Source organism: Streptomyces sp. CRN 30, assembly GCF_034105845.1.
On record NZ_JAVRHI010000388.1, the window covers coordinates 1 to 26,316 of the forward strand.

25 protein-coding genes and 3 pseudogenes are annotated in these 26,316 nt (G+C 72.6%); 14 read left to right on the forward strand and 14 right to left on the reverse strand.

The genetic code is table 11. The annotated features are described in order from the left end of the window. Positions 1 to 1,266: DUF6297 family protein (locus UW392_RS41835; protein ID WP_320780522.1), on the reverse strand; the 1,266-nt coding region annotated here is incomplete at its 3' end. Beyond that, the gene (locus tag UW392_RS41840) at positions 1,263 to 1,961 is read right to left on the reverse strand and encodes an ABC transporter ATP-binding protein (protein ID WP_320780523.1); all 699 of its coding nucleotides are present in this window, start codon (positions 1,959 to 1,961) and stop codon (positions 1,263 to 1,265) included. The genes UW392_RS41840 and UW392_RS41835, both read right to left, overlap by 4 nt. A gap of 435 nt (positions 1,962 to 2,396) precedes the next feature. Here UW392_RS41840 and UW392_RS41845 point away from each other — a divergent pair, with 435 nt between their 5' ends. After that, the gene (locus UW392_RS41845) at positions 2,397 to 3,230 is read left to right on the forward strand and encodes an endo alpha-1,4 polygalactosaminidase (protein WP_320780524.1); all 834 of its coding nucleotides are present in this window, start codon (positions 2,397 to 2,399) and stop codon (positions 3,228 to 3,230) included. Positions 3,231 to 3,400: 170 nt separating this feature from the next. On the opposite strand, the gene UW392_RS41850 is transcribed toward UW392_RS41845, so the two are convergent. Continuing rightward, a complete protein-coding gene (locus UW392_RS41850; protein ID WP_320780525.1) occupies positions 3,401 to 4,261 on the reverse strand; it encodes an alpha/beta hydrolase in 861 nt (286 codons plus the stop codon). 181 nt (positions 4,262 to 4,442) lie between these two features. Here UW392_RS41850 and UW392_RS41855 point away from each other — a divergent pair, with 181 nt between their 5' ends. Continuing rightward, positions 4,443 to 5,630, forward strand: a complete 1,188-nt coding sequence (locus tag UW392_RS41855) for a DUF418 domain-containing protein (protein WP_320780526.1) — start codon at positions 4,443 to 4,445, stop codon at positions 5,628 to 5,630. Positions 5,631 to 5,660: 30 nt separating this feature from the next. Here UW392_RS41855 and UW392_RS41860 read toward each other — a convergent pair whose 3' ends face one another. Next, complete coding sequence (locus UW392_RS41860; protein ID WP_320780527.1) at positions 5,661 to 6,698, reverse strand: helix-turn-helix domain-containing protein; 1,038 nt, start codon at positions 6,696 to 6,698, stop codon at positions 5,661 to 5,663. Between the two features lie 110 nt (positions 6,699 to 6,808). Here UW392_RS41860 and UW392_RS41865 point away from each other — a divergent pair, with 110 nt between their 5' ends. Beyond that, entirely contained in the window at positions 6,809 to 6,958 is a 150-nt protein-coding gene (locus tag UW392_RS41865) for a hypothetical protein (protein ID WP_320780528.1), read from the forward strand. A 32-nt stretch (positions 6,959 to 6,990) separates the two neighbouring features. Here the strand turns inward: UW392_RS41865 and UW392_RS41870 are convergent, their stop codons facing one another. The 4 genes and pseudogenes from UW392_RS41870 to UW392_RS41885 form a co-directional block, all read right to left on the reverse strand. Next, a complete protein-coding gene (locus UW392_RS41870; RefSeq protein ID WP_320780529.1) occupies positions 6,991 to 8,223 on the reverse strand; it encodes an aminotransferase class V-fold PLP-dependent enzyme in 1,233 nt (410 codons plus the stop codon). A 119-nt stretch (positions 8,224 to 8,342) separates the two neighbouring features. Then, positions 8,343 to 8,725: pseudogene (locus tag UW392_RS41875) on the reverse strand (MarR family winged helix-turn-helix transcriptional regulator). A gap of 23 nt (positions 8,726 to 8,748) precedes the next feature. Beyond that, positions 8,749 to 9,108: a hypothetical protein gene (locus UW392_RS41880; RefSeq protein ID WP_320780530.1), complete on the reverse strand. Its 360-nt coding sequence runs from the start codon at positions 9,106 to 9,108 to the stop codon at positions 8,749 to 8,751. Positions 9,109 to 9,150: 42 nt separating this feature from the next. Next, entirely contained in the window at positions 9,151 to 10,545 is a 1,395-nt protein-coding gene (locus tag UW392_RS41885; protein ID WP_320780531.1) for a glycoside hydrolase family 43 protein, read from the reverse strand. Positions 10,546 to 10,684: 139 nt separating this feature from the next. Here UW392_RS41885 and UW392_RS41890 point away from each other — a divergent pair. Continuing rightward, positions 10,685 to 10,908, forward strand: a pseudogene (locus tag UW392_RS41890) (amino acid ABC transporter permease); the annotation flags it as partial. A 385-nt stretch (positions 10,909 to 11,293) separates the two neighbouring features. Beyond that, positions 11,294 to 12,703: a serine hydrolase domain-containing protein gene (locus UW392_RS41895; RefSeq protein ID WP_320780532.1), complete on the forward strand. Its 1,410-nt coding sequence runs from the start codon at positions 11,294 to 11,296 to the stop codon at positions 12,701 to 12,703. A 91-nt stretch (positions 12,704 to 12,794) separates the two neighbouring features. Here the strand turns inward: UW392_RS41895 and UW392_RS41900 are convergent, their stop codons facing one another. Together UW392_RS41900 and UW392_RS41905 are read right to left on the reverse strand one after the other, a co-directional pair. After that, positions 12,795 to 13,388, reverse strand: a complete 594-nt coding sequence (locus UW392_RS41900) for a DinB family protein (RefSeq protein WP_320780533.1) — start codon at positions 13,386 to 13,388, stop codon at positions 12,795 to 12,797. A gap of 35 nt (positions 13,389 to 13,423) precedes the next feature. Next, a complete protein-coding gene (locus UW392_RS41905; protein ID WP_320780534.1) occupies positions 13,424 to 13,852 on the reverse strand; it encodes a DNA-binding protein in 429 nt (142 codons plus the stop codon). A 162-nt stretch (positions 13,853 to 14,014) separates the two neighbouring features. On the opposite strand from UW392_RS41905, the gene UW392_RS41910 reads away from it, so the two are divergent. From UW392_RS41910 to UW392_RS41930, 5 genes are all read left to right on the forward strand, one after another. Further along, positions 14,015 to 15,043 (forward strand): S66 peptidase family protein, encoded by a 1,029-nt coding sequence (locus tag UW392_RS41910; RefSeq protein WP_320780535.1) that lies wholly within the window; start codon positions 14,015 to 14,017, stop codon positions 15,041 to 15,043. Between the two features lie 167 nt (positions 15,044 to 15,210). Next, the gene (locus UW392_RS41915; protein ID WP_320780536.1) at positions 15,211 to 15,651 is read left to right on the forward strand and encodes an Rrf2 family transcriptional regulator; all 441 of its coding nucleotides are present in this window, start codon (positions 15,211 to 15,213) and stop codon (positions 15,649 to 15,651) included. A 134-nt stretch (positions 15,652 to 15,785) separates the two neighbouring features. Beyond that, the gene (locus tag UW392_RS41920; RefSeq protein ID WP_320780537.1) at positions 15,786 to 16,991 is read left to right on the forward strand and encodes a globin domain-containing protein; all 1,206 of its coding nucleotides are present in this window, start codon (positions 15,786 to 15,788) and stop codon (positions 16,989 to 16,991) included. 81 nt (positions 16,992 to 17,072) lie between these two features. Beyond that, the gene (locus tag UW392_RS41925; RefSeq protein ID WP_320780538.1) at positions 17,073 to 17,582 is read left to right on the forward strand and encodes a group III truncated hemoglobin; all 510 of its coding nucleotides are present in this window, start codon (positions 17,073 to 17,075) and stop codon (positions 17,580 to 17,582) included. A 60-nt stretch (positions 17,583 to 17,642) separates the two neighbouring features. Continuing rightward, positions 17,643 to 18,407, forward strand: coding sequence for an MBL fold metallo-hydrolase (locus UW392_RS41930; protein WP_320780539.1), 765 nt, complete (start codon positions 17,643 to 17,645; stop codon positions 18,405 to 18,407). A gap of 26 nt (positions 18,408 to 18,433) precedes the next feature. On the opposite strand, the gene UW392_RS41935 is transcribed toward UW392_RS41930, so the two are convergent. Further along, positions 18,434 to 18,799, reverse strand: coding sequence for a helix-turn-helix domain-containing protein (locus UW392_RS41935; protein WP_320780540.1), 366 nt, complete (start codon positions 18,797 to 18,799; stop codon positions 18,434 to 18,436). A gap of 204 nt (positions 18,800 to 19,003) precedes the next feature. Here UW392_RS41935 and UW392_RS41940 point away from each other — a divergent pair, with 204 nt between their 5' ends. Together UW392_RS41940 and UW392_RS41945 are read left to right on the forward strand one after the other, a co-directional pair. Further along, a complete protein-coding gene (locus UW392_RS41940; protein WP_414497154.1) occupies positions 19,004 to 20,014 on the forward strand; it encodes a zinc-binding alcohol dehydrogenase family protein in 1,011 nt (336 codons plus the stop codon). A gap of 194 nt (positions 20,015 to 20,208) precedes the next feature. Then, positions 20,209 to 20,358 carry a hypothetical protein gene (locus UW392_RS41945; protein ID WP_320780542.1) on the forward strand — a complete coding sequence of 50 codons (150 nt, stop codon included), beginning with the start codon at positions 20,209 to 20,211 and terminating at the stop codon, positions 20,356 to 20,358. Between the two features lie 121 nt (positions 20,359 to 20,479). On the opposite strand, the gene UW392_RS41950 is transcribed toward UW392_RS41945, so the two are convergent. After that, the gene (locus UW392_RS41950; protein ID WP_320780543.1) at positions 20,480 to 21,658 is read right to left on the reverse strand and encodes an AI-2E family transporter; all 1,179 of its coding nucleotides are present in this window, start codon (positions 21,656 to 21,658) and stop codon (positions 20,480 to 20,482) included. A 227-nt stretch (positions 21,659 to 21,885) separates the two neighbouring features. On the opposite strand from UW392_RS41950, the gene UW392_RS41955 reads away from it, so the two are divergent. Further along, entirely contained in the window at positions 21,886 to 24,879 is a 2,994-nt protein-coding gene (locus UW392_RS41955) for a GH92 family glycosyl hydrolase (RefSeq protein WP_320780544.1), read from the forward strand. A gap of 141 nt (positions 24,880 to 25,020) precedes the next feature. Beyond that, positions 25,021 to 25,191 carry a hypothetical protein gene (locus UW392_RS41960; protein ID WP_320780545.1) on the forward strand — a complete coding sequence of 57 codons (171 nt, stop codon included), beginning with the start codon at positions 25,021 to 25,023 and terminating at the stop codon, positions 25,189 to 25,191. Between the two features lie 51 nt (positions 25,192 to 25,242). On the opposite strand, the gene ssuE is transcribed toward UW392_RS41960, so the two are convergent. Next, positions 25,243 to 25,800 (reverse strand): NADPH-dependent FMN reductase, encoded by a 558-nt coding sequence (gene ssuE / locus UW392_RS41965; RefSeq protein ID WP_320780546.1) that lies wholly within the window; start codon positions 25,798 to 25,800, stop codon positions 25,243 to 25,245. Positions 25,801 to 25,851: 51 nt separating this feature from the next. Then, a pseudogene (locus tag UW392_RS41970) lies at positions 25,852 to 26,316 on the reverse strand (alpha/beta hydrolase); the annotation flags it as partial.

Consider the following 26,316-nt stretch of genomic DNA (forward strand, 5'->3'; position numbering starts at 1 on the left):
CGCCAGTTGCCGGGCCGTCCACGGCAGGGCGGCGGAGCGGCGCACGTCGTCGCCCTCCCGGCGCGCGGGCTCCGTGAGCTGGGCGGCGGCCAGGTACTCCGCCACGAGCGCGGCGACACACAGGAGGTCCCGTGCGTCGCCGTGCGCCTGACGGGCCGTCACCGTGAGCGCGACCGCTGCCGTGGCCCACACCGCCGCCCGGACCAGGCGGCCGGGGGTGCGCAGCAGCGCGGTCGCGTCACGCCAGGGCACCAGCAGCAGGGCGTGGCGCGGCACGGGCAGCCGCACGGCGGGGCGTGACCGGTCCTTCCGCAGCGCGGGGAGACCGGCCCTGGCCTGCCGCAGGTCGAGCATCATCAGGGAGGCCGCGACGGTGGAGGCCACCGTCGCCCGGCGGCGCAGCGCGCCGACGGGGATGAGCGGGAGCTGCCGGGCCACCGGCACGGCGAGCGCGGCCGAGCAGGCGACGGACAGGGCGGCTCCCGCTCCCCACCAGGGGGCCGGGCCGCCCACCGCGGCGACCAGGGGCTGCGCGGACCAGCCCCACGGTCCCGACCACAGGAAGAGGTGGGCCGCCCAGTCGGGTGTCCCCCGGGCCACTGTCAGCGCCGCGCCGGCCACCACGGCCGCCGCGGCCGTCCAGGCCAGGCCGAAGGCCCGCGCCCCGTACCGCAGCACCCAGCGGTCGTGGCGCTCGACGCAGACGCCGAGGGCGCCGGCCATCAGACCGGTGGCGACGCCCGCCCAGGCCCCGGCGAGGGTCGCGACCGGCCACGGGTGCGGCCCGGAGGCGTACAGCAGGAAGCCCGCGGCTCCGCCCAGCACCCCGGCCACCGCCGCGGTCGTCCCGGCGGACGCCGCGAACCGGGGCAGCAGCAGCGGGCCGCGCCGCACGGGCGTCCTCAGCAGCCAGTTCACGGTCGGTTCGGCCACCAGGACGGGCCCGCGCCACACCGCCGCGCGGGCCGTGCCCAGCAGGACCAGGAGCAGCAGCACCGGGAGTGTCACCGCAAGGCTCGTCACGATGTCCGTCATGACGGCCGGCGGCCGGTCCCCGCCGCGTCCGGCCCGGGCGGCGGCCAGGAGGCCGGGCACGCCCCAGAAGCCGCCGACGAGCGCGACGCCGTACAAGGTGAAGGCCAGGCTCCGGCGCCTCTCCTCGCGCGTGGCGCGGCGGGCCTCGCGCAGGTGGCCGAGCACGCGCGCGGTCGGCTCGTCCACGGTGAGGAGACGTACCGTGGCCCGCGGTGCGCGCAGGAGGCTCATCGCGGCCCTCCCCGGCCGGAGGGGGAGCCGGCCGGGGACAGCACGCCGTCCTCCAGCGTGAGCACCCGGTCCGCGGCGGCGCCCACCGCCTCGTGGTGCGTCACCGCGAGGACGGCGGTCCCGCGGTCGCGGTGGTCGGCCAGCCGCCGGGCGAGGTCGTGCCGCGCCCGGCTGTCGAGGCGCTGTTCGGGCTCGTCCAGGACGAGGAGGTCGTGCGGGCGGACGAACGCGGCGGCGAGGAGCAGGGACTGGACCTGCCCCGAGGACAGGGCCGTGGGCAGGGCGTCGGCGTGGTCGGTCAGCCGGTGCCGGGCGAGTGCCTCCTCGACAGCGTCGTCCGCCGCGTCGCCGAGCCCGTGGGCGAGGGCCACGAGCATCAGGTGTTCCCGTACGGTCAGGTCGGGGTAGCAGGCGCCCGGGTCGATGACCGTGGCGAGCCTCGACCGTGTCGCGGCCGCGTCCTCGTCCACCGGCTGCCCGTCGAACAGCGCCGCACCCGAGGTCGGTTGCTCCCGGCCGCAGGCCACGCGCAGCAGCGTCGACTTGCCCGACCCGTTGTCCCCCATGATCACGACGAACTCCCCGGGGTGGAGGTCCAGGCTGACCGAGCGCAGGACCACGTGGTCCCCGTAGCTGCGGCCCACGTCGGTCAGCCGGAGCAGCGGGAGCGTGGCCGGGGCATCTGTGCGACTCATGACCGGCCATTCTCCGTGGCCCGGTGGACCGGGTCCGCACCGCCCCGGCCGCCGGGCGGAGCGCGGCCGCCGGACGTCTGTGTCCGGCACAGCCTCCTCACCCCGGCGGGCGCAGACTGCTACAGGCCGCCGTGACCGTCCCGGCCGCCGGCCCGTCCGCGCCGCCGGTGCCGCGTCTGACCCGTCGGGCGTCGGCCGTCGGCCGTCGGCCGTCAGCCGTCAGCCGTCAGCCGTCAGCCGTCAGCCGTCGGTTGACATGACGCGAACTGATCGGTTTACTCCCTGCTGCGTCAGGATCGAGCACCTGACGCCAGAGGTACGCCCAGCCGGTAGCGCGGTCCGCACAGCGCCGCAAGCCCGGACACAGTCGCCAGGACGGCCGCAGCGACGCGGTGTCCGAGGCGGGGCCGTGCCCCCACTCCACGGAGCTCACTCATGCACCACACCCAGCGCGCCCGGTCCCGCGGGCCCGTCGCCGCCGTGGCGACGGCCTCGGCCACCGCCGTCGTCGGCGCCCTCCTCGTCTCCTGCGGCTCGAGCGCGAGCGCGTCCCCCACCGCCGCCGTGCAGCCGCCCCCCGCCGGCGCCGTCTTCGACTACCAGATCGGCGAGCCCTACACCCCGGCGTCCGACGTCGAGGTCGTCACCCGCGACTACACCGAGGACCCGGCGGACGGCCTCTACAACATCTGTTACGTCAACGCCTTCCAGGCCCAGCCGGGCGCCGAGAAGGAGTGGGGCGACCTGCTGCTGGAGGACGCGAACGGCGACGTCGTCTACGACGACGACTGGGGCGAGGCCGTCCTCGACATCCGCACCGACGACAAGCGCGAGAAGATCGCCGCCAAGGTCAACGCCATGACCGACACCTGCGCCGACGCGGGTTACGACGCCGTCGAGCCCGACAACCTCGACACGTTCTCCCGCTTCGAGGACCTGATCGGCGAGGACGACGCCAAGGCGTTCGTCCGGCTGCTTGCCGACCACGCCCACGAGCGGGGCCTGGCGATCGGGCAGAAGAACACCCCCGCCTTCTCCACCGCGCGCGAGGAGACAGGTCTCGACTTCGCCGTCTCCGAGGAGTGCGGTGAGTGGGACGAGTGCGGCGACTACACCGAGGGCTTCGGCGACGACGTCATCGTCATCGAGTACGACGAGCAGGCATTCGACAAGACGTGCCGCGAGTACGGCGACCGCCTCAGCGTCGTCCTGCGCGACCTGGACGTCACCGCCCCCGGCGACGACGCGTACGTGCGCGAGACCTGCTGAGACTCCGCGGCGCCGGCCTGCTCACCTTCCTTGGTGGGTGGCGCCGGACGGGCGGCGCTCACGTGTGCGTGGACGGCTGAAGCCGCGCCCGGTGGACGCGGCGACGCCGGCTCCTACGCACGGAAGGGGAACATGCGGGCGACCCTGGCAGAGCGGGAAGGCGACGGGGATCACCGTACGAGGTCCGCGAGTTCGGCCAGGACCCGCGCCGCCGGCGCCGGGTCGACCAGCCACTTCAGGTGGCTGCCCGGCAGGGTGCGGACGTCGTACGGGTTGTCCGGCGTCAGGGCGTCGCCCTCGCGGATCAGCCGGTCCTGCATGACGAGCGGCATGCTCGTGTCGTCGGTCAGGCGGACGTAGGTCTTCGGGATCCGGCCCCAGGTGTCGGCCCGCGCCCGGTCGGCGGAGGTGCCGACGTCCAGGTTCTCGTCGGGCTGGAAGGTGTTGAGGAAGGTCAGGAACTCCTCGTCGGTGCCGTCGGCGAGGAAGGCCGCCTTGAACGCGGCGAGGGCGTCCGGGTCCGCGGTGCGGAAGTTGACGCGGAGCAGGCCCAGTTCGGCCGGATTCCCCACCGCCGCCAGGGCCAGGGAGGCCGGGTCGACCGTGGCCATCTCCGGCTCGGCGTAGTAGTCGCCGACGTCGAGGGCGACGGGGCACCAGGCCGAGACGTAGACGATGCGGTCGATCAGGTCGGGCCGGGCGTTGGCGACGGCGGTGGCCGTGGCGCCGCCGCGGCTGTGGGCGACGAGGATCACCGGCCCGTTCCGCTTGGCCCGCTCCAGGACGCCGGTCACGTGCGCGGCGTTGTCGGCGAGCGTGACGCCCTTGATCGAACCGGGCGCGGTGGCGAGCGCCTCCGGGTCCTGCGGCGCCTGGTAGGCACGGGTGTAGGTCGCTCCGAAACCGTGGCCGGGCAGGTCGACGGCGACCGAACGGTGTCCGAGGAGACCGAGCTCGGCCTGGAGCGGGGCGAAGGAGAAGGAGTTCGCGAAGGCTCCGTGGACCAGTACGAAGGTCGGTTGCTGCTGCATCGGCCTCACGCTACCCGTCGAAGATCATCCGTACTACCGGTACGGATTCTTCCGTTTCGAGGGTTCCCCAGCGAGTCAGCGAGGCAGCGGAGTCGCGAACGGTGCTCTGCATCCTTCGATGTACGCCCGGTTCGGTCCCGCGCACGATGGATCGTCGCGGTACCGCCGGGACGATGGAGTCATGAACGACATCGGGACCCGAGCCCGGCAGGCGCCGGCGTCCCCCACCCACGGACAACGGCTCCCGCTCCTCGACGTACTGCGCGGAACAGCCGTCCTCGGCACCCTCATGACCAACGTCTGGGTCTTCGCGGGGCCGGGCGCGGAGTGGGCCGTCCTGCGGTCCGGCACGGCCGAGATCTCCTTCGGCTCGCCCGCCGAGGCCGCCCGGAGCGTCTTCGTCCTGCTCGCCAACGGCAAGTTCCTGTCGCTGCTGACCCTCCTGTTCGGGGTCGGCCTGGCCATCCAGTACGGCTCGGCGGCGCGCCGCGGGGAGCCCTGGCCGGGGCGCTACCGGTGGCGGGCGCTGTTCCTGTTCGCCGAGGGCACGCTGCACTTCGTCCTGGTCTTCGCCTGGGACGTGCTGATGGGCTACGCGGTCACCGCACTGTGCGTCGCCTGGCTGCTGACCCGTTCGGAGCGGGCGCGGCGGCGGGTGATGTGGTGGGCGGCGGGCACCCACCTCGCGCTGATCGGTCTGCTGACGGCCGCGCTCGGCTCGGCCGACGCCCCGGACGACGACCGGGTCTCCCCGCGGGTCGTCGACCTGTACGCGCACGGCGGCTACCTGGACCAGGTCGCCTTCCGGCTGGAGAACGCCGTGGCGCTGCGCCTGGAGCCGGTGCTGACCTTCCCCCTGTCGGTGTTCCTCTTCCTGCTGGGTGTCCGGCTGTACCGGGCGGGCGCGTTCGGCGCGGACGCGACCGGACGCCGTCTGCGGTCCCGCATGCTGGTCTGGGGGCTGGGCCTCGGCCTGCCGCTCGGCGTGGTGGCGGCGCTGGGCGGTCAGGACTTCTTCCTCGTGGACCGGTACGGCGCGGCCCCGCTGCTCGCCGTCGGGTACATCGGGCTGATCGGCGCACTGGTGGACCGGGTGCGGCGGCCCGGCACGCTGCTGACGGCGCTCACCTCCGTGGGCCGTACGGCACTGTCCGCGTACGTGGCGCAGAACGTGCTGTGCGTGTTCGCCTGTTACGGCTTCGGCCTGGGCCTGGCGGCGCGGTTCGGCACCGGGGGCGGGCCATGGTGGGTGATGGGTCTGTGGACGGTGGTGTGCGTGCTGCTGATGGTGGGCTCCACGCTGTGGCTCCGCCGCTTCTCGACGGGGCCTCTCGAAGCCGTGCAGAAGTGGGTCCTGCGGCGCCGCTGACCCACGGCCAGGGTGCGGGGGGACGCGCGCTCACCGAAGACCGACAGTGCGCGCAGCCTCCTGATTCCTCCGTACGGTGCGGAAGCCGCGGCGGTAGGCCGACGGCGAGGTGCACATGAGGGCGGCGAAGTGGTGGCGGTAGGTGACGGGTGACTCGAAGCCCACGGCCGCCGCGACCTCCTCCACCGAGGCGCGGGAGGCCTCCAGCAGCGGCAGGCTCGCCCGTACCCGCTGCGAGATCAGCCAGCGTATCGGTGAGCTCCCCGTGACCCTGGCGAAGTGCCGCAGGTAGCTGCGCTCGGACATGTTCGCCTGCCGGGCCAGCGCCTTCACCGTGATCGGCTCGGTCAGGTGCTCCAGCGCCCAGGCCATGCTGCGCGCGACCCCGTTGTGCTCGGCCGGCACCGCCACCGGCGCCTCGATGTACTGCGCCTGGCCGCCGTCCCGGTGCGGCGGGATGACCAGGCGGCGCGCCACCGCGTTGGCCAGCTCCGTGCCGAAGTCCTTGCGCACCAGGTGCAGACAGAGGTCGAGCGTGGCGGCGCTGCCCGCGCCCGTCAGGACGTCGCCGTCGTCGACGTAGAGCGGATCGGGATCCACCTCGACCTGCGGGTGGCGGGTGCGCAGCAGTTCGGCCTGGCGCCAGTGGGTGGTGGCCCGGCGGCCGTCGAGCAGACCGGCCGCCGCCAGGGTGAAGGCGCCCATGCACGTCGAGACGATGCGCGCGCCGGCGCGGTGGGCCGCCCGCAGTTCCGCCACGAGCGCCGGGGACGGCGGTGCGCCCGGGTCGGCGCTGCTGGTCACGATGACCGTGTGGGCCGAGCGCAGTTGCCGCAGCCCGTACCGCGTGGTCAGCACCGCCCCGCCCGCCAGGGGCACCGAGGAGGGCTGCTCGGCGCAGAGCCGCAGCTCGTAGTGGTCGGGGATCAGATCGCTCAGCCCCGGGCCGAACACCGCCGTGACCATGCCGATCTCGAAGGACGAGGACTGGTCGGTCACCAGGACGGCGACGCGGTACGGCAGTTCCCGCTGCCGTCGGGACGTCCCTCGCTCCCCTGTGGAGACCATGGCGGAATCTTAGCGAAGAGTGTCACTTCCGCCACTGTTCCGGTACGGGCCGCCGCGGGACCGTTGCGGACAGCGGTGCACGGAGCCGCAGCGGCCACCACGGGCCCACGATGAGCAACGGAGAGGCAGGCACCGACATGCGCGCACTCGGCACCACCTGCAAGCGTTTCTTCCGCGACGTGTGCTACGGCATCGACGCGGCCCACACGATCCGCCGTGGACGGCAGCCACTCCCCCAGCCCGTCCGCCGGAACGGCTGAGGGGCCGGGGGGACCACTGTCGCGGGACGTGGTCACGAGCGAGCCGCTCGTGACCACTCGCAGACGACGGGCACGCACTTCTCCGCGAAGTACTCGTAGTCCGCTGGCGTGTTGTAGACGTGGGCGGACAGCCGCAGGTAGCCGACGCCGCCGAAGCTGGTGAAGGCCGCCTCCACGCCCAGTTCGGCGGGGGCGCGGTCGCGCAGCGCGTCCGCCTCTGCACGGGTACGGCCCAGACCTTCGGGCAGCCGTACGAGCCGCATACCGGGGACCGGCATCCCCACGTCGACGGGACCGGCGTCATCGGCGCCGGTCCCCTCGGCGAACGCGGCGCCGACGATCCGCTCGCCGTAGCCGGCCAGTTCGTCCATGTGGACACGGGCGGCGTCCCAGCTCCACGTGCGCTCGACGAGGTCGAGTGCCGTGGGCGCCGCGAGGTGGTTCGTGCAGTCCAGCGTCCCCTGCTGGTCGAAGCGGTCCGGGAACGGGTCGGTGGCGCCCCAGGAGTCGATGAGCGGGTACAGCCCCTCGCGCAGCGGCCCCCGGGCGACCAGCGCCGCCGTACCCCGCGGCGCACAGCCCCACTTGTGCAGGTTGCCGACCCAGAAGTCGCAGTCCACGCCGTCGAGCGGGGCGGCGATCAGGCCGGGGGCGTGGGCGCCGTCCACGAGCAGCGGTATCCCGCGCCGGCGGGCCTCCGCGCCGATCCCGGCGACCGGCATGCGGCGGGCGGTGGCCGAGGTGATGTGGTCGAGGACGACGAGCGCGGTCGCGTCGCCGAACTCGGCGACCACGGCCTCCTGCGCCTGCTCCTCGTCCGCGTCGAGCGGTACGCGGGCGGTCCGCACCCGGCCGCCCCAGCGGCGGGCCAGCCGTTCGGCTCCCATGGTGACGGCCCCGTAGCCGTGGTCGGTGACGACGATCTCGCCGCCGGGGCGGTGGTCCAGGGAGGCGTACACGGTGCTGGCGCCGGCGCTCGCGTTCGGCACGAGGGCCAGGTCGTCGGGGGCGACGCGGAGGAAGCCTGCGATGTCCGTACGGGCGGCGGCGATCCGTCGCGGCAGCTCGGGGAACCACACCACCGGAGCGCGGTCCATCTCCGCCCGCAGCGCGTTCTGCCGCTCCTGCGCCACGACGGGGACCGCGCCGAACGAGCCGTGGTTGAGGTGGCGCAGGGCGGGGTCCAGGGACCAGGCCTCCGCGGCGGGCCGGCCGTCCGCCAGCAGCAGGGGTCCGGGCGCGGTGACGACCTCGGTCTCGCTCACGTGACTCCGTCTCTGCCGTACGCCGGGGAAGAACCGTCCAGTGGGAAGGAACCCGAGCATCCTGGCAGCCGGTGCGGCGACGATCAAGGGAGGCCGGGCGCCCGCGCCCCGCGTCGGTGTCAGGAGAGCCGGAGCCAGGCGTGGTCGAGCGCGGCGCGCAGCCGGTCGGTGTCGTCGGCGGTCAGGCCCTCGGTCATCCGCAGCACGACCTCGCGCACGGGCTGCGCGTAGTCGGCCAGGAGCCGGTGGCCGAGGTCGGTCAGCGCGATGAGGAGTTCGCGCCGGTTGGCCGGGTTGGGGTGCCGGACGACGTAACCGCGGCCTTCGAGGGTGCGGACCATGTCGGCCATGGACTGGGCGGTGACGAAGGAGCGCGGGCGAGCTGGGCGGCGGTGAGGCCGTCGTGCCGCTCCGGCACGGTCAGCGCCGTGTACTGCAGGGCGGTCACGTCGGGCGAGTCCGGGCGCCGCGCGTCGGCGGCGCGGTGGACGGCACCGCGCACCCGGCCGGTTCTCCATCGTGCCTTCACTCGGCCCCGTCCCGCGCCCGTGCCAGCAGCAGGGCGGTCCCGGCGGCTGCCGCCACCACTCCGGCGGACATCAGGCCGCGCGAGGAACGCACGGACAGCACCGACCTCTTCGACTGGGCGGAGAACAGCGACCACGTGCTCAGCCACGAGCCCACCGAGACCAGCGACAGACCGGAACCGATCGAGCCGGCGGACAGGGCGCTCCCGATCGAGCCGACCGACAGGGCCGAGCCGACGGATCCTATGGACAGCACCGAGCCCACCGAGCCTATCGACAGCACGGAGTCCTGCGACCACAGCGACAGGAAGGAGCCGGAGGACGCGCAACGGGTGGACGGTGCGGGTGAGTTCGTCATGGGGCCATCCTGCCACCGAGGTCCCGCACCCCGGCCGCCCGCTCAGTACCCGACCGAGAAGGTGGCGTCCGCCCGGTCCGTGGCGGTGGAGACGGGGTCGGTGCGCAGCAGGAAGCCGGCGTGGCGCAGGTAGCGACTGGAGTCGTTGTGGGAACGGAAGGACGACCACGTGCTGTCGGCCAGGCCCGCCACCCGGTGGAACGTGGCGTCCTGGGCGAACTGCGCGGTGCCGTCGTCGGGGTCCAGCCGCACCTCGTAGGTGAAGTGACGCAGGTAGCGCGTCGGGTAGTTGACCGAGCGGAAGGAGACGCCGGCGCCGGCCAGGCCGGGCACCAGCGTCCACTGCGCGTCGGCGTAGGGGTCGAAGGGGTAGGGGTCGATCCGGGCGGCGAGGTTCGCGTGGCGGACGTAACGGTCCGGGTGGTTGTAGGACTTCAGCCGGATCCAGGCGGGCGCGCCCCAGGCGGAGACGAGGTTCGTGTACTCGGCGGAGGTGATCGGCGCGATGGTGCCGTGCTTGGAGTTGACCGGCTGGGTGTAGTCGCGCTGGTTCAGCGGGGTCCAGGTGCCGGCGGCCAGGTCGGTGGTCTGCCAGGCGTAGAAGACACCGTTGGGCGTGTAGGTGTCTGCCCACAGGTACCACGTGTTCGACGTCAGCGACTTGACCAGGATGGGCGCCTCGGTGCCGCCGTGGGACACCGGGGCGGTGAAGGGCGTGAAGCTGCCGGGGTTCAAGGAGGTGGACCTCGCCCCGACCAGCGCGCCCTCCCGCTTGAAGTACAGGTAGTTGACCCCGTTGACGCCGACGGCCACGTTCCCGTCGATGACGTCGTAACCGGGGTCGAAGAAGACCTGCGGGGAGGAGACGGTGCGGAAGTCCGCGGTGTAGTTGACCATGAGCACGTTGTGTCCGCTCTCGTTCACGGACGAGTAGAGGAGCGCGTACCGGCCGCGGCCCGCGTCCCAGAACGCCTCCGGGGCCCAGCTGTGCGTGGTCATGCCGTGCAGCCTGGGCCGCCGGTAGTTGGTGAAGGAGCGCAGATCGGTGGAGTCCCAGACGTGGATGTACTGGCTGTTGTACCCCCAGTCGGTGCCCTTGAGGTCGGTGGCGAGGACGACGAAGGTGCCGTCCCGCTTGCGCATGATGAACGGGTCGCGCAGGCCGCCGGCGCCCTGGGTGGGCGTGACGACGGGGTTGTTCTGGTTGAGGGGCGTCCAGTGGCGGGAGTCCGTGCTGACGGCGAGGTGCAGGCCGTAGTCGGTGCCCGTGCCGTTCGGGGATTCGGTGAAGTACCCCATCACGTAGGCCGAGTCGGCGGCCCGGGCGGGGGACGCTCCCAGAGTCAGCTCGGCGGCGACGCCGAGCGGTACGGCGGCCGCCATGCCGAGGAACAGTCTGCGGGAAGGCGTACGGGCGGGACGCGAGGTGTCGCTCATCAGTCCTCCGGGCTTCCGTCCGCCACTCACAGGTGGTCGGCATGTCGAACACTGTTCGCGAGGTCGGTCAGAAGCTAGAGTCATGTCGGGGACACGTCAATACTTGCGTCACAAACGCCCCCGCACTGTCCGCCGCCCCACGCCGCACGAGGCCGCCTACGCCGCCGAGGTGGTGCGCGGCGGCATCCTCTCCGTGGACGCCGGACAGACCAGGGCACCAGCATCGTGAGCGTACTGGCCGTGTACGACCTGCTCTTCTCGGCCCAGTTGCTCTACAACCGGACCCACCAGGTCATCCCCCTGCTGATGGTCGCCACCCTCTGGTACATCGCGGTCACCACCGTGCTCAACGTCGGCCAGTACTCGCAGGTGCCCGAACGGCTGTGGCAGCGGCTGGAGTCGATCGACGGGCACGAGTTCACCACGGCCGTCGCGGGGACGGCCGTCCTGGTCGCCGCCGCGGCTGCCGACGGACACCGTGCGGGCGGACGTTCCGGTTACTACCAGGAGGCACTCGACGGGTTCGGCCTGCACGCGGTGGCCCGACGGCTCGTACGCCAGAGGCGGACAGCCCTCCGTGCGTGCCCGCGCGCGAACTCCCCACGGTCATCCGTCAGTCGGGTGCCGTGTGTTTCCGTGTGCGGACTCGTCCCGAGGGAGGATGACCACCACGGGTCCCGCGGCCACGATGGATGATGCACGCGCACGTCGATGCGTGCGGCCCCCAGCGAGACAGGAGCCGTCGATCATGCGCTCAGCCCGCCCGAGCACCAACAGCCGTCCGCGCCGGGGGAAACTGTCGCCGGCCGCGGCGGCCTCGACCGCGGTCCTCTCGCTGGCGATCGCGGCGATACCGGCGCAGGCGGCGCAGGCGGCTCCCCCTCCGGGAGTGCCTGCCGTGTCCCTCGGCCAGGGTCACGGTCACGGGCTCGACCACGAGGCCCTCGGGAAGTCGCTGGAGGCGTTCCACGAGGCCGGGATGCACGGCGCCTACTCGGCGGTCCGTGACGGTTCCGCGCGGTGGCGCGGGGCCGCCGGGGTGGCGGACGTGGACACCGGGCGTCCGGTGCGGCCGGACTTCGAGCACCGGATCGGCAGTGTCACCAAGACCTTCACCTCGGTGGCCGTCCTTCAGCAGGTGCAGCGGGGGCGGGTCGACCTCGACGCGCCGATCGGCCGCTACCTGCCCGGGCTCGTACCGGGCGAGGGCGGCCGTGAGGTGACGGTCCGGATGCTGCTCAACCACACCAGCGGCCTCGGGGACTACGACCTGGACGCCTTCCCCGGCCTCCTCGTGAACCCCGCCAAGGCCCTCGACGAGGCCCGCTTCCGCCACCGGGAGCCCGAGAAACTGGTCCGCACAGGCCTCGCCGCCGAACCGGAGGCCGAGCGCGGCAGCTTCGGCTACGCGAACACCAACTACATCATCGCCGGGCTGCTGTTGCGGAAGGTCACCGGCCAGGACCCCGAGGAGTACATCACCCGTGAAGTGATCCGGAAGGCCGGACTGCGGCACACGTACTTCCCGCGCACGCCCCGTCTCTCCGGACCGCACGCGAGGATGTACGAGTCGATGTACGGCCTCATCGACCCGGCCCGTGACTACAGCGTCTACGACATGTCCTGGGCCGGTACGGCCGGGGGGCTGGTCTCGACGATGCAGGACCTCAACGACTTCTACCGGCAGTTGCTGGGCGGCGAGTTGCTCGGCCCCGACGAGCTGCGCGCCATGAGGACGACCGTCCCGGTGCCCGGGTCGGCCCCGGGCGGGGAGGCGGGTGTGCGATACGGGCTGGGCATCCTCAGCCAGGAGCTGTCCGGCCGGCGGTACTGGGGGCACGACGGCATCGTCTGGGGGGCCGGAACCATGGCGCTGTCCAGCGAGGACGGCAGCCGGCAGGTGGCCCTCGGCTACAACATGACCAAGTACGAGCGGTTCGACGAGAACGGCGCCTGGCTGCCGGACCCCATCGGGGCGGCCCGCGTCAACCATGTGTACGGGGCGCTCACCGGCACGTTCCCCTTGCACCCGGCCGATCCGGCCGATCCTGCTGCCCCGTCCACCCCTTCCGCACCGTCCACCCAGCAGCGCCGGCAGCTGCCCGGTCTGCCGGCCGTCTCCTCGCCCGCGGCTGCACCGGAGCGGATACACCGCTGAGCCTGAGCGGCCCCGGCAGATCCGGCAGCCCCGACGCCCGCCGGCACTCCCGGCCGACGAGCTGTCGGCCGGGAGTGCCGGCGGGCGTCGGTCAGCCGTTCCGGCCGGCTTCCTTCGCCGCGCGCTCCAGTCGGTTCCGATGGTCCTCCCACCACGCCGGATCGCCCGACGGCATGCTGTCGTTGTCCTTGCTCATCCCCACGGCACCGTCCAGGAGCTCCCGGAGGATGTCGGCGTGTCCGGCGTGCCGGTGCGTATCGGCTATCACACGCGTCACGGCATGGTGCAAGGTCACCTCGTCCCTGCCGTCCGGCCACCACGGCACCCGGCCCACCGTGTCGAGGGCCAGCGCGTCGATCGTCGCGTCCGCGTGCGCCCACGCCCGGCGGTAGAGCTCCAGGACGTACTGCCGTGATTCCTCGGCGGTGGCCCACATGTCCGCGTTGGGTTCGGCACCGTCGTCGAGCCAGGGCAGCGGCTCGCCGGACGGCCGTCCGAAGGTGTCGCCGAGGTACCCCAGCTCCACGCCCGCGGCATGCTTCACCAGTCCCAGGAGGTTGGTGCCGGTCGGCGTCAGCGGGCGGCGCACGTCGTACTCGGGGAGTCCTTCGAGCTTCCACAGCAGGGCATCGCGGGCGGCCTGCAGGTAGAAGTGGAGGTCGGTCTTCGGATCCGATGCAGTCATGCGGTCAGTCTGTCCGGTCCGACGCGGTCTCACGGTCAGTCCGTCCGGCCGGCCAGCCGTTCATAGCGCTGCCTGGCGGCCTGCGGCGTACCGAGACCGAGTCCGAACGCGATCTCGTTCCAGGTCATGCCACGGCCCCGCGCCATCTGGAGGAGTCCGGCCTCCAGTTCGTCCATCTCGCCGCGGGCCAGCGGCACGAGGCTCAGCGCGGCCGTGATGTCGGTGTGGTCGACCTCCGGTTCGCCGTCGTCCAGCTGTGCGGCTCCGCTGAGCAGGAAGGACACGAGCCTGATGGCCTCGTGCGGTCCGATGACCGAAGGGTGGATCTGCCTGCGGCGCTGTTCTTCCGAGGTCGCGTGCCGCTGGGCGATGCGGAACAGGGAGGCGTACACCCGCTCCGCCCGCGCCTGTTCGGGCTGCGGGGGCGTGAAGGGGTCGGCGTGGTCGTCAGGGGTCGGTGCCATGGGACGAGGATGGACGGCACACGACTCGACGTCAACGCATTATTGTGAACGATCCGTTTAAAGCGGCCCGTTCGCCCTCGCGGTCCGGCGACCGCCCCCGACGATCTCGTGAGCGCGACAAACAAGTGTCGATCGGCGCGGCACCGTGCCAGTATTCGGCGCATGCCAGTCCGCTATCCACGCCCGCTGCGTCCCGGTGACCGTGTCGGTGTCACCTCCCCCTCGAGCGGGGTCCCGAAGGAGTTGCGCGGGCGCCTCGACGTCGCCGTCCGTGAGGTGCGGGAGCGGGGGTACGAGGTCGTCGTCGGTGCATGCATGGACGGCTCCGGGCACGTCAGCGCCCCGGCCGCCGACCGCGCGGAAGAACTGATGTCGATGCTGACCGACCCCACCGTCCGGGCCGTCGTGCCGCCGTGGGGCGGGGAGACCGCGATCGACCTGGTGCCGCTGCTCGACTGGGACCGGCTGCGGGAGGCGGAGCCGACCTGGCTCGTCGGGTACTCCGACATGTCGACCCTGCTCACCCCGCTGACCCTGCTCACCGGCGTCGCGACCGTCCACGGCAACAACCTCATGGACACCCCCTACCGCGTGTCCGAGGGACTGCTCTCGTGGCTCGACGTCGTCACCGCGCCCCCTGGGCACCGGTTCGGCCAGATCCCGTACGGCCTCCACCGGACCGGGGGTTTCGACGACTTCGCCGCCTTCCCCGACGTGCGCGACTACACGCTCGACGCCCCGGGCACCTGGACCCGACTGGACGGCACCGGTGACGTGGCGGCCGAGGGGAGGCTGATCGGCGGCTGCATCGAGACGCTGTGCAACCTCGCCGGGACGGCCTACCTCGACGTCCCGGCCTTCGCGCGCACCGAGTCCCCCGACGGGCTCCTGGTGTACGTGGAGGCGTGCGAGGACAGCGCGTTCACCATCTGCCGCAACCTGCACGGGATGCGGCTCGCCGGGTTCTTCGACCACGCGAACGCCGTCCTCGTCGGCCGGACCGGCGCCCCGGACAGCAGGTCCCTCAGCCAGCACGAGGCCGTCCTCGACGCCCTGGGCCCCCTCGGCGTGCCGATCATCGCCGACGTGGAGTGCGGCCACGTGCCGCCGCACATGCCGATCGTCAACGGAGCGTACGGCCGCGTCGTCCACTCGGCGGACCGCAGCGAGCTGACGCAGACCCTGGGCTGACGCGACCCCTGGCTGACGCGGCCCCCGGGCTGACGCGGACCTCGGATCCCGACCGTCGAGGGCGATCGCACCTCCGCCCGCTCACCCGCCCACGCCATGGATCAGGAGACCTAGGACACACGCCCTTTAATTGGCATCTGAGATACCAATTAATCTAGGATGTCAGTGTGCGACTGACCAAGTACACGGATCTGGCTCTGCGCGCGGTGATGCGCCTGGCCGTCGTCGACGGCCGGGAGCGCCTCACCACCCAGCAGATCGCCGAGGCCGTGCGCGTGCCGTACACGCACATGGCGAAGGCGATCACCCACCTGCAGCGCCTCGGCGTCATCGAGGCGCACCGGGGCCGCGGCGGCGGTCTCGCGCTGACCGCGTCGGGACGGCGCACCGGCGTGGGGCAGCTGGTCCGGCAGCTGGAAGGGGACCACGAGACGGTCCAGTGTGAGGGGGACAACCCCTGCCCGCTGGCCGGCGGCTGCCGGCTGCGGCACGCACTGCTCCAGGCCCAGGAGGCCTTCTACACCTCGCTGGACCGGCTCGGCGTGGACGACCTCGTCGTCTCCCCCACCGGCCCCGTCCTGCTGTCGCTGGGCGGCCCGCCCGGCTGAAACCGTGGCACACCGTTTGCCAGTTCCTCGCGCCGTCGAGGACAGTTGCCCACCTTCCTCCGACGCGCGTCCTCGAGGTGCCTCCTCGACGCGCGTCCTGCGATCTGCATCTCGGATGCGAGACAGGAGTTCCCATGCTCTCCGCGCAGTCGACCCCGGTCGTCCGAGCGACGCTCCCCGCCGTGGGTGCCCGTCTGAGCACGATCACCGAGCTGTTCTACCGCCGCATGTTCGAAGAGCGCCCGGACCTCCTGCGGAACCTGTTCAACCGCACCAACCAGGCCAGCGGCGCACAGAAGGAGGCCCTCGCGGGCGCCGTGGCGGCCTTCGCGACCGTGCTGGTGGAACGGCCGGGCGAACACCCCGACGCGATCCTGGGCCGCATCGCGCACAAGCACGCCTCCCTGGGCATCACCCCCGACCAGTACCCCCTCGTCGGCCGCCACCTGCTGGGCGCCGTCGCCGAGGTCCTCGGTGACGCCGTCACGCCCCAGGTGGCCGCCGCATGGGACGAGGTGTACTGGCTGATGGCGAACGCGCTCGTCGCCATGGAGGCGCGGCTGTACGCCCAGGCGCAGGTCGGCAACGGTGACGTCTGGCACGACATGGAGATCGCCGGGCGCACCGAGGAGACGCCGGACGCCGCCTCCTTCGTACTGCGCCGCCCGGACGGCCTGCCCACCGAACCCTTCCGGTCGGGGCAGTACGTCAGCGTCCAGGTCGAACTGCCCGACGGCGCGCGCCAGATCCGCCAGTACAGCCTCACCACCGCCCCCGACCGCAAGACCTGGCGCATCACCGTCAAGCGCGAACGTTCCGCCGACGGCACCGTCCCCGACGGGGAGGTGTCGTCCTGGCTGCACGCCCACGCCCGCCCCGGGCAGCTGCTGCGGGTCTCCCTGCCCTTCGGTGACCTGGTCCTCCCGGACGGCGACGGCCCGGTCCTGCTCGCCTCCGCCGGCATCGGCATCACCCCCATGCTGTCCATGCTCGACCACCTCGCCGCCACCGGCTCGCGCCGCCCGGTCACCGTCGTCCACGCCGACCGCTCCCCCGGCCGGCACGCGCACCGGGCCGAACACCTCGCGCTCGTCGGCCAGTTGCCCGACGCCTCCCTGCACCTGTGGTACGACACCGGGGCCGCCGAGCTCGCGGCCGGGAACGCCCACGACGGCCGCGCGGACCTCACCGGTCTGTCCCTGCCCGAGGACACCACCGCGTACCTGTGCGGCCCCCTCCCCTTCATGCAGGCCGTCCGCGGCACCCTCCTGGCCAAGGGGCTGCACCCCGCCGCCGTCCACTACGAGGTCTTCGGCCCGGACCTCTGGCTCAGCAGGTAGGCACGGGCACGCAGGAAACAGGCACGGACATACGGGCGGGCAGCCGGCACGCTGCCCGCCCCCGGAAAGGACGACCCCTTCATGACGAGCACCGGCGAGCAGCGTCGGCCCGCCACCCCGGCTCCCGCACCCGGATCCCCGGCCCTCGCGCCCGGTGACATCCGCGACCGCCGGGACGTCGAGACCCTGGTGGACTCCTTCTACCGGCGTGTCCTCGCCGATCCCCTCATCGGCCCCCTGTTCACCGAGGTGGCCCGCGTCGACTGGCCCGCGCACCTGCGGATCATGGCGGACTTCTGGGAGAGTTCCCTGCTGACTCCCGGCGTGTACCGCAGGAACGCCCTGCGGGCCCACCGCGACCTGCACGCCGAGCACCCGCTGCGGCACGAGCACTTCGACCGCTGGCTGGAGCTGTGGACCGCGACCGTCCGGCGGACGTACGTCGGCCCCGTCGCCGACCGCGCCGTGACCAGGGCGCGGACCGTGGCCGGCGCCCTGGCGCAGAACACGATCGGCGGCGGACCGTCCCCCTCGGCGGCGGTGGCGAACGGTCCGGTCCCCGTGCGCATCGAACCTCGCCCGCGGCCCTGACGGTCCCTCGCCGCTGGGATACGGTCGTCCGCACCGGGAGGAGGACAGGAGGGGGGGCACATGCCGAAGGCCCTGCGCGACGACGACCTGGTCCGTGTCGCGGACCACGTGTACCTGGTGTCCGGCAGCGACACCAACTGGGTCATCGTCAAGGAGGGCGACAGCGCCACCCTCATCGACACCGGGTACCCGGGCGACCACGACCGGCTGCTGGCCTCGCTGGACGCCGTCGGCGTCCGGCCCGCCGCGGTGACCGCGGTCCTGATCACCCACGCCCACAACGACCACGTGGGCGCCGCCGAACGCCTGCGGTCCGCCCACGGCGCGCCCGTGCTGATGCACGAGGAGGAGGTGCCGCACGCCCGCCGCGAGTTCCTGCACCAGGTGTCGGTCGGTCAGGTGCTCGCGCGGGCCTGGCGCCCCGGTGTCCTGCCCTGGGCCGTGCACGCCCTGCGGGCCGGCGGGACCGCGCACGTCCCCGTCACCGAGCCCCTGCCCTTCCCCGCGCCGGGCCCGCTCGACCTGCCGGGCGGTCCGGTCCCCGTCCACACGCCGGGCCACACCGCCGGGCACTGCGCCTACCACCTGCCCGGCAGCGGCGTCCTCGTCAGCGGCGACGCCCTCGTCACCGCGCACCCCACCGCACGCGCCGACGGCCCCCAGCTGCTGCCCGGCATGTTCCACACGGACCGCGCCCGCGCGCTGGACTCCCTCGCCGCGTTCGACCACATCGACGCGGACGTCGTCCTGCCCGGCCACGGCCCCGCCCACCACGGCGCCGTCGCGGCGGCCGCCGCCCGCGCCCGGGAGCGCGCCGAACGCTGAGACGGGGCGGCGACCTGCGCGACCCCTCACACGGACGGCGCGTCGGCGATCTCGTCGAGGTGGTCCTCCACCCAGTGGCGCAGGCCCGCCAGCGGCTCGGCCACGCTGCGGCCGAGCGGAGTGAGCGCGTACTCGACGTGCAGCGGCACCGCCGGATAGACGGTCCGGTCGACGAACCCCCGCTCCTCCAGCCGGCGCAGCGTGGTCGTCAGGACCTTGGGGCTGATGCCCTCCAGACGTCGCTGCAGCGCGCCGAAGCGCTGCGGACCCTGCTCCATCGCGCCTATCGCCAGCGCGGACCACTTGTTGGCCAGCAGGTCGAGCACGTCGCGGCACGGGCACTGGGCCGCGTACACATCGTGGTGATCGTGCCGTTCCGCCGTACAGGTCATGACCATCGGTGTGCCGCTCCGCCTTCTTCCATGCCGCGTGTCCTGCGGCTGCTTCCCGTCCGTATCCACTCACTGAGCTGGATACTTCCCCAAGGGAAGTAATCTCCCTTGCAGGTTACTACCCCTCCGCAGATAGCGTCGCCACCGAGTCGACGGCCACCCGGACGAGGAGACACGACCATGAACGAGAGCCAGGACGACACGATGCCCGCGGTCGCCTACCGCCGCAGCCTGCCCGTGCAGGACGACGAGAGCCTGCTCGACATCCGGCTGCCGGTGCCCACCCCGGGGCCGCGCGATCTGCTGGTCCGGGTGGAGGCCGTCGCGGTCAACCCCGTGGACCACAAGGTGCGCCGCAACAACGACCCCGGCGGCGAGCCGAAGGTCCTGGGCTGGGACGCGGCGGGAACCGTCGTCGCGGTCGGTGCCGAGGTCGAACTGTTCCGGACCGGTGACGAGGTCTTCTACGCCGGCGCGATCGACCGGCCCGGTACGAACGCACGCTTCCACGTCGTCGACGAGCGCATCGTCGGCCGCAAGCCCGCCACCCTGACCTTCACCGAGGCCGCGGCCCTGCCCCTGACCTCGCTCACCGCCTGGGAGGGCCTGTTCGAGCGGCTGGGGCTGCGCGAGGGCGCTCTGGAGCGGACCGGAACGCTGCTGGTGACGGCCGCGGCGGGCGGGGTCGGGGCGATGGTGGCCCAGCTGGCCCGCGCACTCACCAGTCTCACCGTGGTGGGCACCGCCTCACGGCCGGAGACCGCCGAGTTCGCCCGCAGGATGGGTGTGACGCACGTGGTCGACCATCACCGGCCGCTGCCGCAGCAGGTGGCCGAGGTCGCGCCCGGCGGTCTGGACCTCGTCTTCAGCACGGCCGGCACCGACCGGAACCTCGCGGCCTACGCCGACATGCTGAAGCCGATGGGCCGGATCGTCGCCATCGACGACTTCGACTCGGCGGAGATCGGCCTGCTGAAGTCGAAGAGCATCTCCTTCCACTGGGAGCTGATGTTCACCCGCTCCCTGTACGGGACGCCGGACCTGGCGACGCAGCACCACATCCTCACGCAGATCGCCCGGCTCGTGGACGCGGGCATCCTCACCACCACCGCCACCACGGACCTCGGCACCGTCAACGCGGCCCATCTGCGCGAGGCCCACCGCGTCCTGGAGTCCGGCAGCGCCGTCGGCAAGATCACGCTTACCGGTTTCTGACGTACCGTCATGGCTCGCCGGAGGGCGGCCACTTCCGCCGGGCAGGAGTGGCACCGGGCTGTGACCTTCTCGATCTTGCCGTACTCCCAGTAACAAGATCAAAGTGCAGTCATGAGCCCCAGGCAACCAACAGGGCTCGCTCCCCCTCCGTGTGCGCGCGAGACCCGCGGCACCTCATGACTCCAGGAACACACATGGACAACGCCTACGACCCCCTCCGGCAGGCGCGCGAGGAACACGAGGCGCACCTGCGGTCCTGTCGGCAGTGCGACGCCGACGGTGTGCCGTGCCCCGCGGCCAAGCATCTGCGCCGCATGTACAACAACCTCGCCAGGAGGGCCTGACAGGGATCCCGGGCGACTCGCACGCACACCTGCGCCAACGACCGCTGCCCGCCCCCAGGGGGGCGGGCAGCGTGGGTGACACCTCCGTCACGGCCTCCGTCACGCCTCCGTCACGCCTCCGTCACGCCGTGAGCGGCGCACCGGCGGACGGCTCGTGGGTTCCCGCATCCTTCGGGTCCACCGGATCACCCGGATCCACCGGGTCCACCGGGTCCACCGGGTCATCCGACTCCCGCGGTGGGTCGCTGAGCTGCTCGCGCAGGTAGTTCCAGACCACCGCGATCACCGCGGCGACCGGTACCGCGAGCAGGCTGCCCACGACCCCGGCCAGGCTGCCGCCCAGGGTCACCACGAGCAGGACCACCGCCGCGTGCAGGCCCAGGCCGCGGCTCTGGATGACGGGCTGGAGCACGTTGCCCTCGATCTGCTGCACCACGATGATGATCGCCAGCACGATGAGGGCGTCCACCGGGCCGTTCGACACCAGCGCGATGAGGACGGCGACGAAGCCGGCGAACAGGGCGCCCACGATGGGCACGAACGCGGCGATGAAGGTCAGCACCGCGAGGGGCAGCACCAGGGGGACGTCCAGGAACCACAGTCCCACGCCGATGAAGACGGCGTCGAAGAGGCCGACGACCGCCTGGGAGCGCACGAACGCGCCCAGGGTGGCCCAGCCGCGTGCGGCCACGGTGGGGATGTCGGTGGCGAGGCGGCCGGGCAGCTGACGGGTGAGCCAGGGCAGGAAGCGCGGGCCGTCCTTGAGGAAGAAGAACATCAGGAAGACGGCCAGGACGGCCGTGACGATGCCGTTGACCACGGTGCTCACCCCGGTGAAGAGGACCGTGATGATGCTGTCGACGCTGTCCTGGACGCGGGCGATCGCGGTGTCGAAGGCACTGGTGATCTGGTCGTCCCCGATGTTCAGGGGCGGCCCGGCGGCCCATTCGCGCAGCCTCTGGATGCCTTCGACCACGCCGTCGGTCAGCTCGCCGGACTCGCCGGCCACGGGCACGGCGATCAGCGCCACGACACCCGCGGCGACCACGAGGAACAGGACGGTCACCGCCGAGGCGGCCAGGGCGGGCCGCCAGCGGTGCCGGCGCAGGAAACGTGCCAGGGGCCAGGTCAGCGTGGTCAGCAACAGGCCGACGACGAGCGGCCAGACCACCGACCACATCCGGCCCAGGATCCACAGGGCCACGGTGACCATGACGAGCACCAGCAGCAGTTCGGCGGATATCCGTGCCGAGGTACGGAGTGCGGTGCGGGTTCTACTGGGACTCAACGTGGCTGGCATGGGCCCACCCTAATATCGCCGCCGTCCGGTCGGCGTTCTCCTCCTCGCCCGTGGCCTGCGGCGCGTCGTCGCACGGATCCACGACTTCCCACCGCGTTCACCTCGCCTTCCCCGGACCGTTCCGGCGTGGCACGGGCCCGCATGAACTCTTGTGCGCGGCCCAGCACTTGGGTACGACATCGTTGTCACGACGAGACGCAGCACGTCAACCGAAAGGCACGGACAGCATGTGGGCACCCGCCGCACGGCAGCCGGCACCCGGATCTCCCTCGTACCCGCCCGGGCGCCGAAGACTCCTCACGATCGCCCTCGTCCTCGCCCTCGCCCTCGCCCTCGCCCTCGGCACGCTCGCCGCCGGACCGGCTTCGGTGTCCGCGACGACGGTCTCCCCGTCGCTCCTCGGCCGTGAGATCTCCGCCTTCGAGGCCGTCGACCCCTTCATCGGGACCGAGCTGGACACCACCCAGAACAAGGGCAACAGCGCGTACGGCAACACCTGGCCGGGCGCGACCGTGCCGTTCGGCATGGTGCAGTCCAGCCCGACCACGTACCGCTCCTCGGACGGGGACCAGAAGGGCGGCTACGAGTACACCGCGGACAGGATCCGCGGCTTCGGCATGACCCGGTTGTCCGGCACCGGCTGCGAGGGCCGTTTCAGCGGCTTCGACTTCCCCGTCCTGCCCTACACCGGTGAGCTGGACGACGGCGGCCTCCCGTCCAGCCCGGCCACCTCGATCACCGACTACTACCTGGGCTTCGACCACGCCGACGAGGAGGCCGACCCCGGCTACTACTCGGTGGAGCTGGCGGGCGGCGTCGAGGCGGAACTGACCGCGACCACGCGCACCGCCGTCAGCCGCTACGACTTCCCCAAGGGCCAGAAGGGCCAGAACAGCACCTCGACGCTGCTGCTCGACGTCGCCGGCTCCAACAACCGCGTCTTCGGCAGCGAGGTGAAGGTCGAGGGCCGCACCGTCAGCGGCTGGGTGGAGACCGCCTCGGTGTGCGACGAGGGCGGACGCTACAAGGCGTACTTCTCGACCACCTTCGACCGGCCGGTCAGGGCCCACGGCACCTGGCAGGGCTCCGACGTGCGCCCGGGCGTGTCGTCGGCCGCCGGCGGGGAGACCAAGCACGGCGCGGGCGCCTGGCTCGTCTTCGACGAGGGCGCGAAGGTCACGGCGAAGACCGGCCTGAGCTACGTCAGCGTCGCGAACGCCGAGCAGAACGCCACCAGCGAGACGCGCGGCCGCGGCTTCGACCGGGTGCGCGCCGAGTCCGCCGAGGTGTGGAAGGACGCACTCGGCACCGTCGACGCGGACGGCGGCACCCGCGAGGAGCGCGTGAAGTTCCACACCGCGCTCTACCACTCCCTCCTCCACCCGAACGTCTTCGACGACGTCAACGGCCAGTACCTGGGCTACGACGGCAAGGTGCGCGAGGTCGCCGAGGGCCGCCACCACTACGTCACCTACGCGGGCTGGGACATCTACCGCAGCCAGGCGCAACTGGTCGCGCTGCTGTTCCCGGAGGTCGGCAGCGACATCAACCAGTCGATCACCGACATGGTGACCCAGACCGGTTCCTGGCCGAACTGGCCGCACCTCAACCAGGCACAGCAGAAGATGAGCGGCGACTCGCTGCAGTCCGTCGTCGCCTCGATCGACGCGTTCGGCAGCACGGACTACGACCGCGCGGCCGCCCTCGCGTCGATGAGGACCACGCAGACCCTGCCCGCCGACACGACGCAGCGCCGCCACGGCTACCAGTACGCGTCCGTCGGCTTCGTCGAGAACCGCAAGGGCGACTCGGCGACCTCGAAGACGCTGGAGTACGCCGTCGACGACTTCGGCATCGCCCGGCTCGCGAAGCGGCTCGGCGACGAGGAGACGTACGACCGGTTCATGGTGCGGGCGCAGAACTGGCGACACGTCTTCGACGACGAGAGCAAGCACATCCGCCCGCGCGGCCGCACCGGCTTCGACCGGGGCTTCGACCTGGGTGAGCGCGGCGACCAGTTCGAGCAGGCCACCGGCTACCAGTACGGGTGGATGGTGCCGCACAACGTGGGCACGCTCGTCGAGAAGCGGGGCGGCACAGAGACGGCGACCGAGTCCCTCGACAAGCACACCGAGCAGCTCGACGCGGGCGTCCACGACGTGACGGGCGCCTATCTGAGCAACCAGCCCAGCTTCGCCATGCCGTACGTCTACAACTGGCTGCGGCAGCCGCACCGTACGGCGGACGTGCTGCGCCGCGCCGTGGACGAGATGTACGACACCACGCCGTCCGGGCTGCCCGGCAACGACGACCTCGGCTCGCTGAGCAGCTGGTACGTGTGGGCGAACATCGGTCTCTTCCCCGCCGTCCCCGGCGCCGCCGACCTGGTGGTCAGCGGCCCGATGTTCGACCGGGTCGTGCTGGACAGCGCGGACAGCAGGCGGAAGATCACGCTGAACGCGCCCGGCGCCGACCGCGTGTCGTACGTGAAGTCCCTGAAGGTCGACGGCCGGGCCACCACGCGCAGCTCGCTGAGCGAGGACTTCACGCGCAAGGGCGGCCGGCTCGACTTCACGATGTCGTCCGAGCCCGGCACCTGGGGCACGAAGGCGTCCGACGTCCCGCCCTCGTACACGGACGGCGCCGACGCCCGGAACAACATCGGCACCACCCCCGACGGCAAGGGCGATCTGGGGTCCCTCGACGTCAGCGACAACTCCCTCTCCCGGGAGCGGCTCGCCGAGGCGGGCGCCGCTCCGGGCGCGAAGCTGCCGCTCGGTGACACCGGCATCGAGTTCACCTGGCCGGACACCGAACCGGGCGAGCCCGACAACTGGATCCCGCACGGTCAGCGCATCCCGATGGGCAAGGCCGAGGCCACCGGCATCTCCTTCCTGGGCCTCGCCACCAACGGCCCGGCGCAGGGCACCGCGACCGTCGAGTACACCGACGGCTCCACCCAGTCCGTCCCCGTGCAGTTCACGGACTGGACGCCGGGCACGAATTACCAGTTCGGCAACGAGCCGCTGGTGACGACGACCGGGCGCAACCGGGCCGCGGGCGGCTCCGACACCACGCAGGCCAAGGTGTTCGCGACCAGCCCCCGCCTCCTCGACCCGGCCAAGCGGGTCGCCGCCGTCGTGCTGCCGCAGGGCACCGACCAGGGCATCATGCACGTCTTCGACGTCGCCCTGACGGACAACGCGGACCTGCACAGGTAGCAGGTAGCAGCACAGCGCGTCGGGGGCGGTACCGGAATCCGGTGCCGCCCCCGATCATGTCGCCCGACCTGGGGGGGCGCGGCCCTGCTCACCGGAACGGTCGGCGCGCTCCTCCTCACGGTCACCTGGGCCGGGGACGGCATGCCGTGGCTGTCCTGGCCGGTCGTCGGGGCGGCCGGTGCCGTGCCCGTCCTCGCCGTGCTGTTCGTCCGGCGGCAGTCACGGGCCGCCGACCCGCTCCTGCCGCCACGCCTGCTGCGGGACCGCACCGCCGCCCTGCCGCCCCCGCGCCCGACGCTCGACGAGCACTGAGCGTCGGGCGCGGGGGGCGGACAGGACGACGGGCACGGCGTCCCCGGTGGTTCAGCCGGTGGCCGCCAGCACCGTCGTACGGCCGCCCAGGGCGGCGGAGAACCCGTCCGTGACCCGCGCCAGCGCCTCCGCCGAGCCCGGGGCGACGGCCGTCGTCCCGTCCTCGCCCACCGCGATGTCCTCGTCGAGCGTGAACCAGCCGGGAACGATGTGCGCCGCGCCCATCGAGCTGAGCACCGGGCGCAGCGCGTAGTCGAGGGCCAGGACGTGCGCGGTGCTGCCGCCGGTGGCCAGCGGCAGCACCGTCTTGCCGGTCAGGGCGTACTGCGGCAGCAGGTCGAGCAGTGACTTGAGCAGCCCGGAGTAGGCCGCCTTGTAGACCGGGGTGCCGATCACCACGCCCTCCGCCCGCTCGAACAGCGCCGCGGCCTCGATGATCGCCGGGTGCCCGAAGTCCGCACCGAGCAGGGCCTGGGCGGGCAGGGTGCGGACGTCCAGGACGGTCACCTCGTGTCCCTGCCGGCGGAGCCGGTCGTCCAGATGGCGCAGGAGACGTGCGGTGCGGGAGGTGGCGGAGGGGCTTCCGGAGACGGACAGGACGGTGGCCATGGCGGGACCTTCCGGGAGGGGGATACGGGGGTGCTGGACGCGTTCAGGCGGTCACCACGCGCTCGACCGCACCGTGACCAGCGGCACCAGGTCGTTGCGCAGGGTCTCCAGGAAGGTGACGATCTCGGCGGCCACCGAGCGGTGCTGGAGGTCGTTCAGGACGTCGTGGTGGGCGTCGCGCACCACCGAGAGACGGGTGCGGCCCCAGGAGCCGGCCGTGCGGACGAGCGCGTCGCGGTCCGCGAGCGGGTCGGCGTCTCCGGTCAGGATCAGGGCGGGAACGGTGACCGCGCCCTCGTACGCGGCGGTGAGCAGGGCCTGGGGCACCGCGTCACCGAGCGCGCCGCGCCGTACCCCGTCGTCCTGGGTCAGGGCGCCCCGGTGGGCGGGGCAGGCGGTGCGGACGTCGAGCTCCTCGTCCCAGGTGCCGGCGGCGGTGCCGCGGCCCGGGAGGCCGGCGAGGACGACGGCGTCCGGCTGCCGGTCCGCGGGGAACGCGCCCCGGTCCAGGAGGGC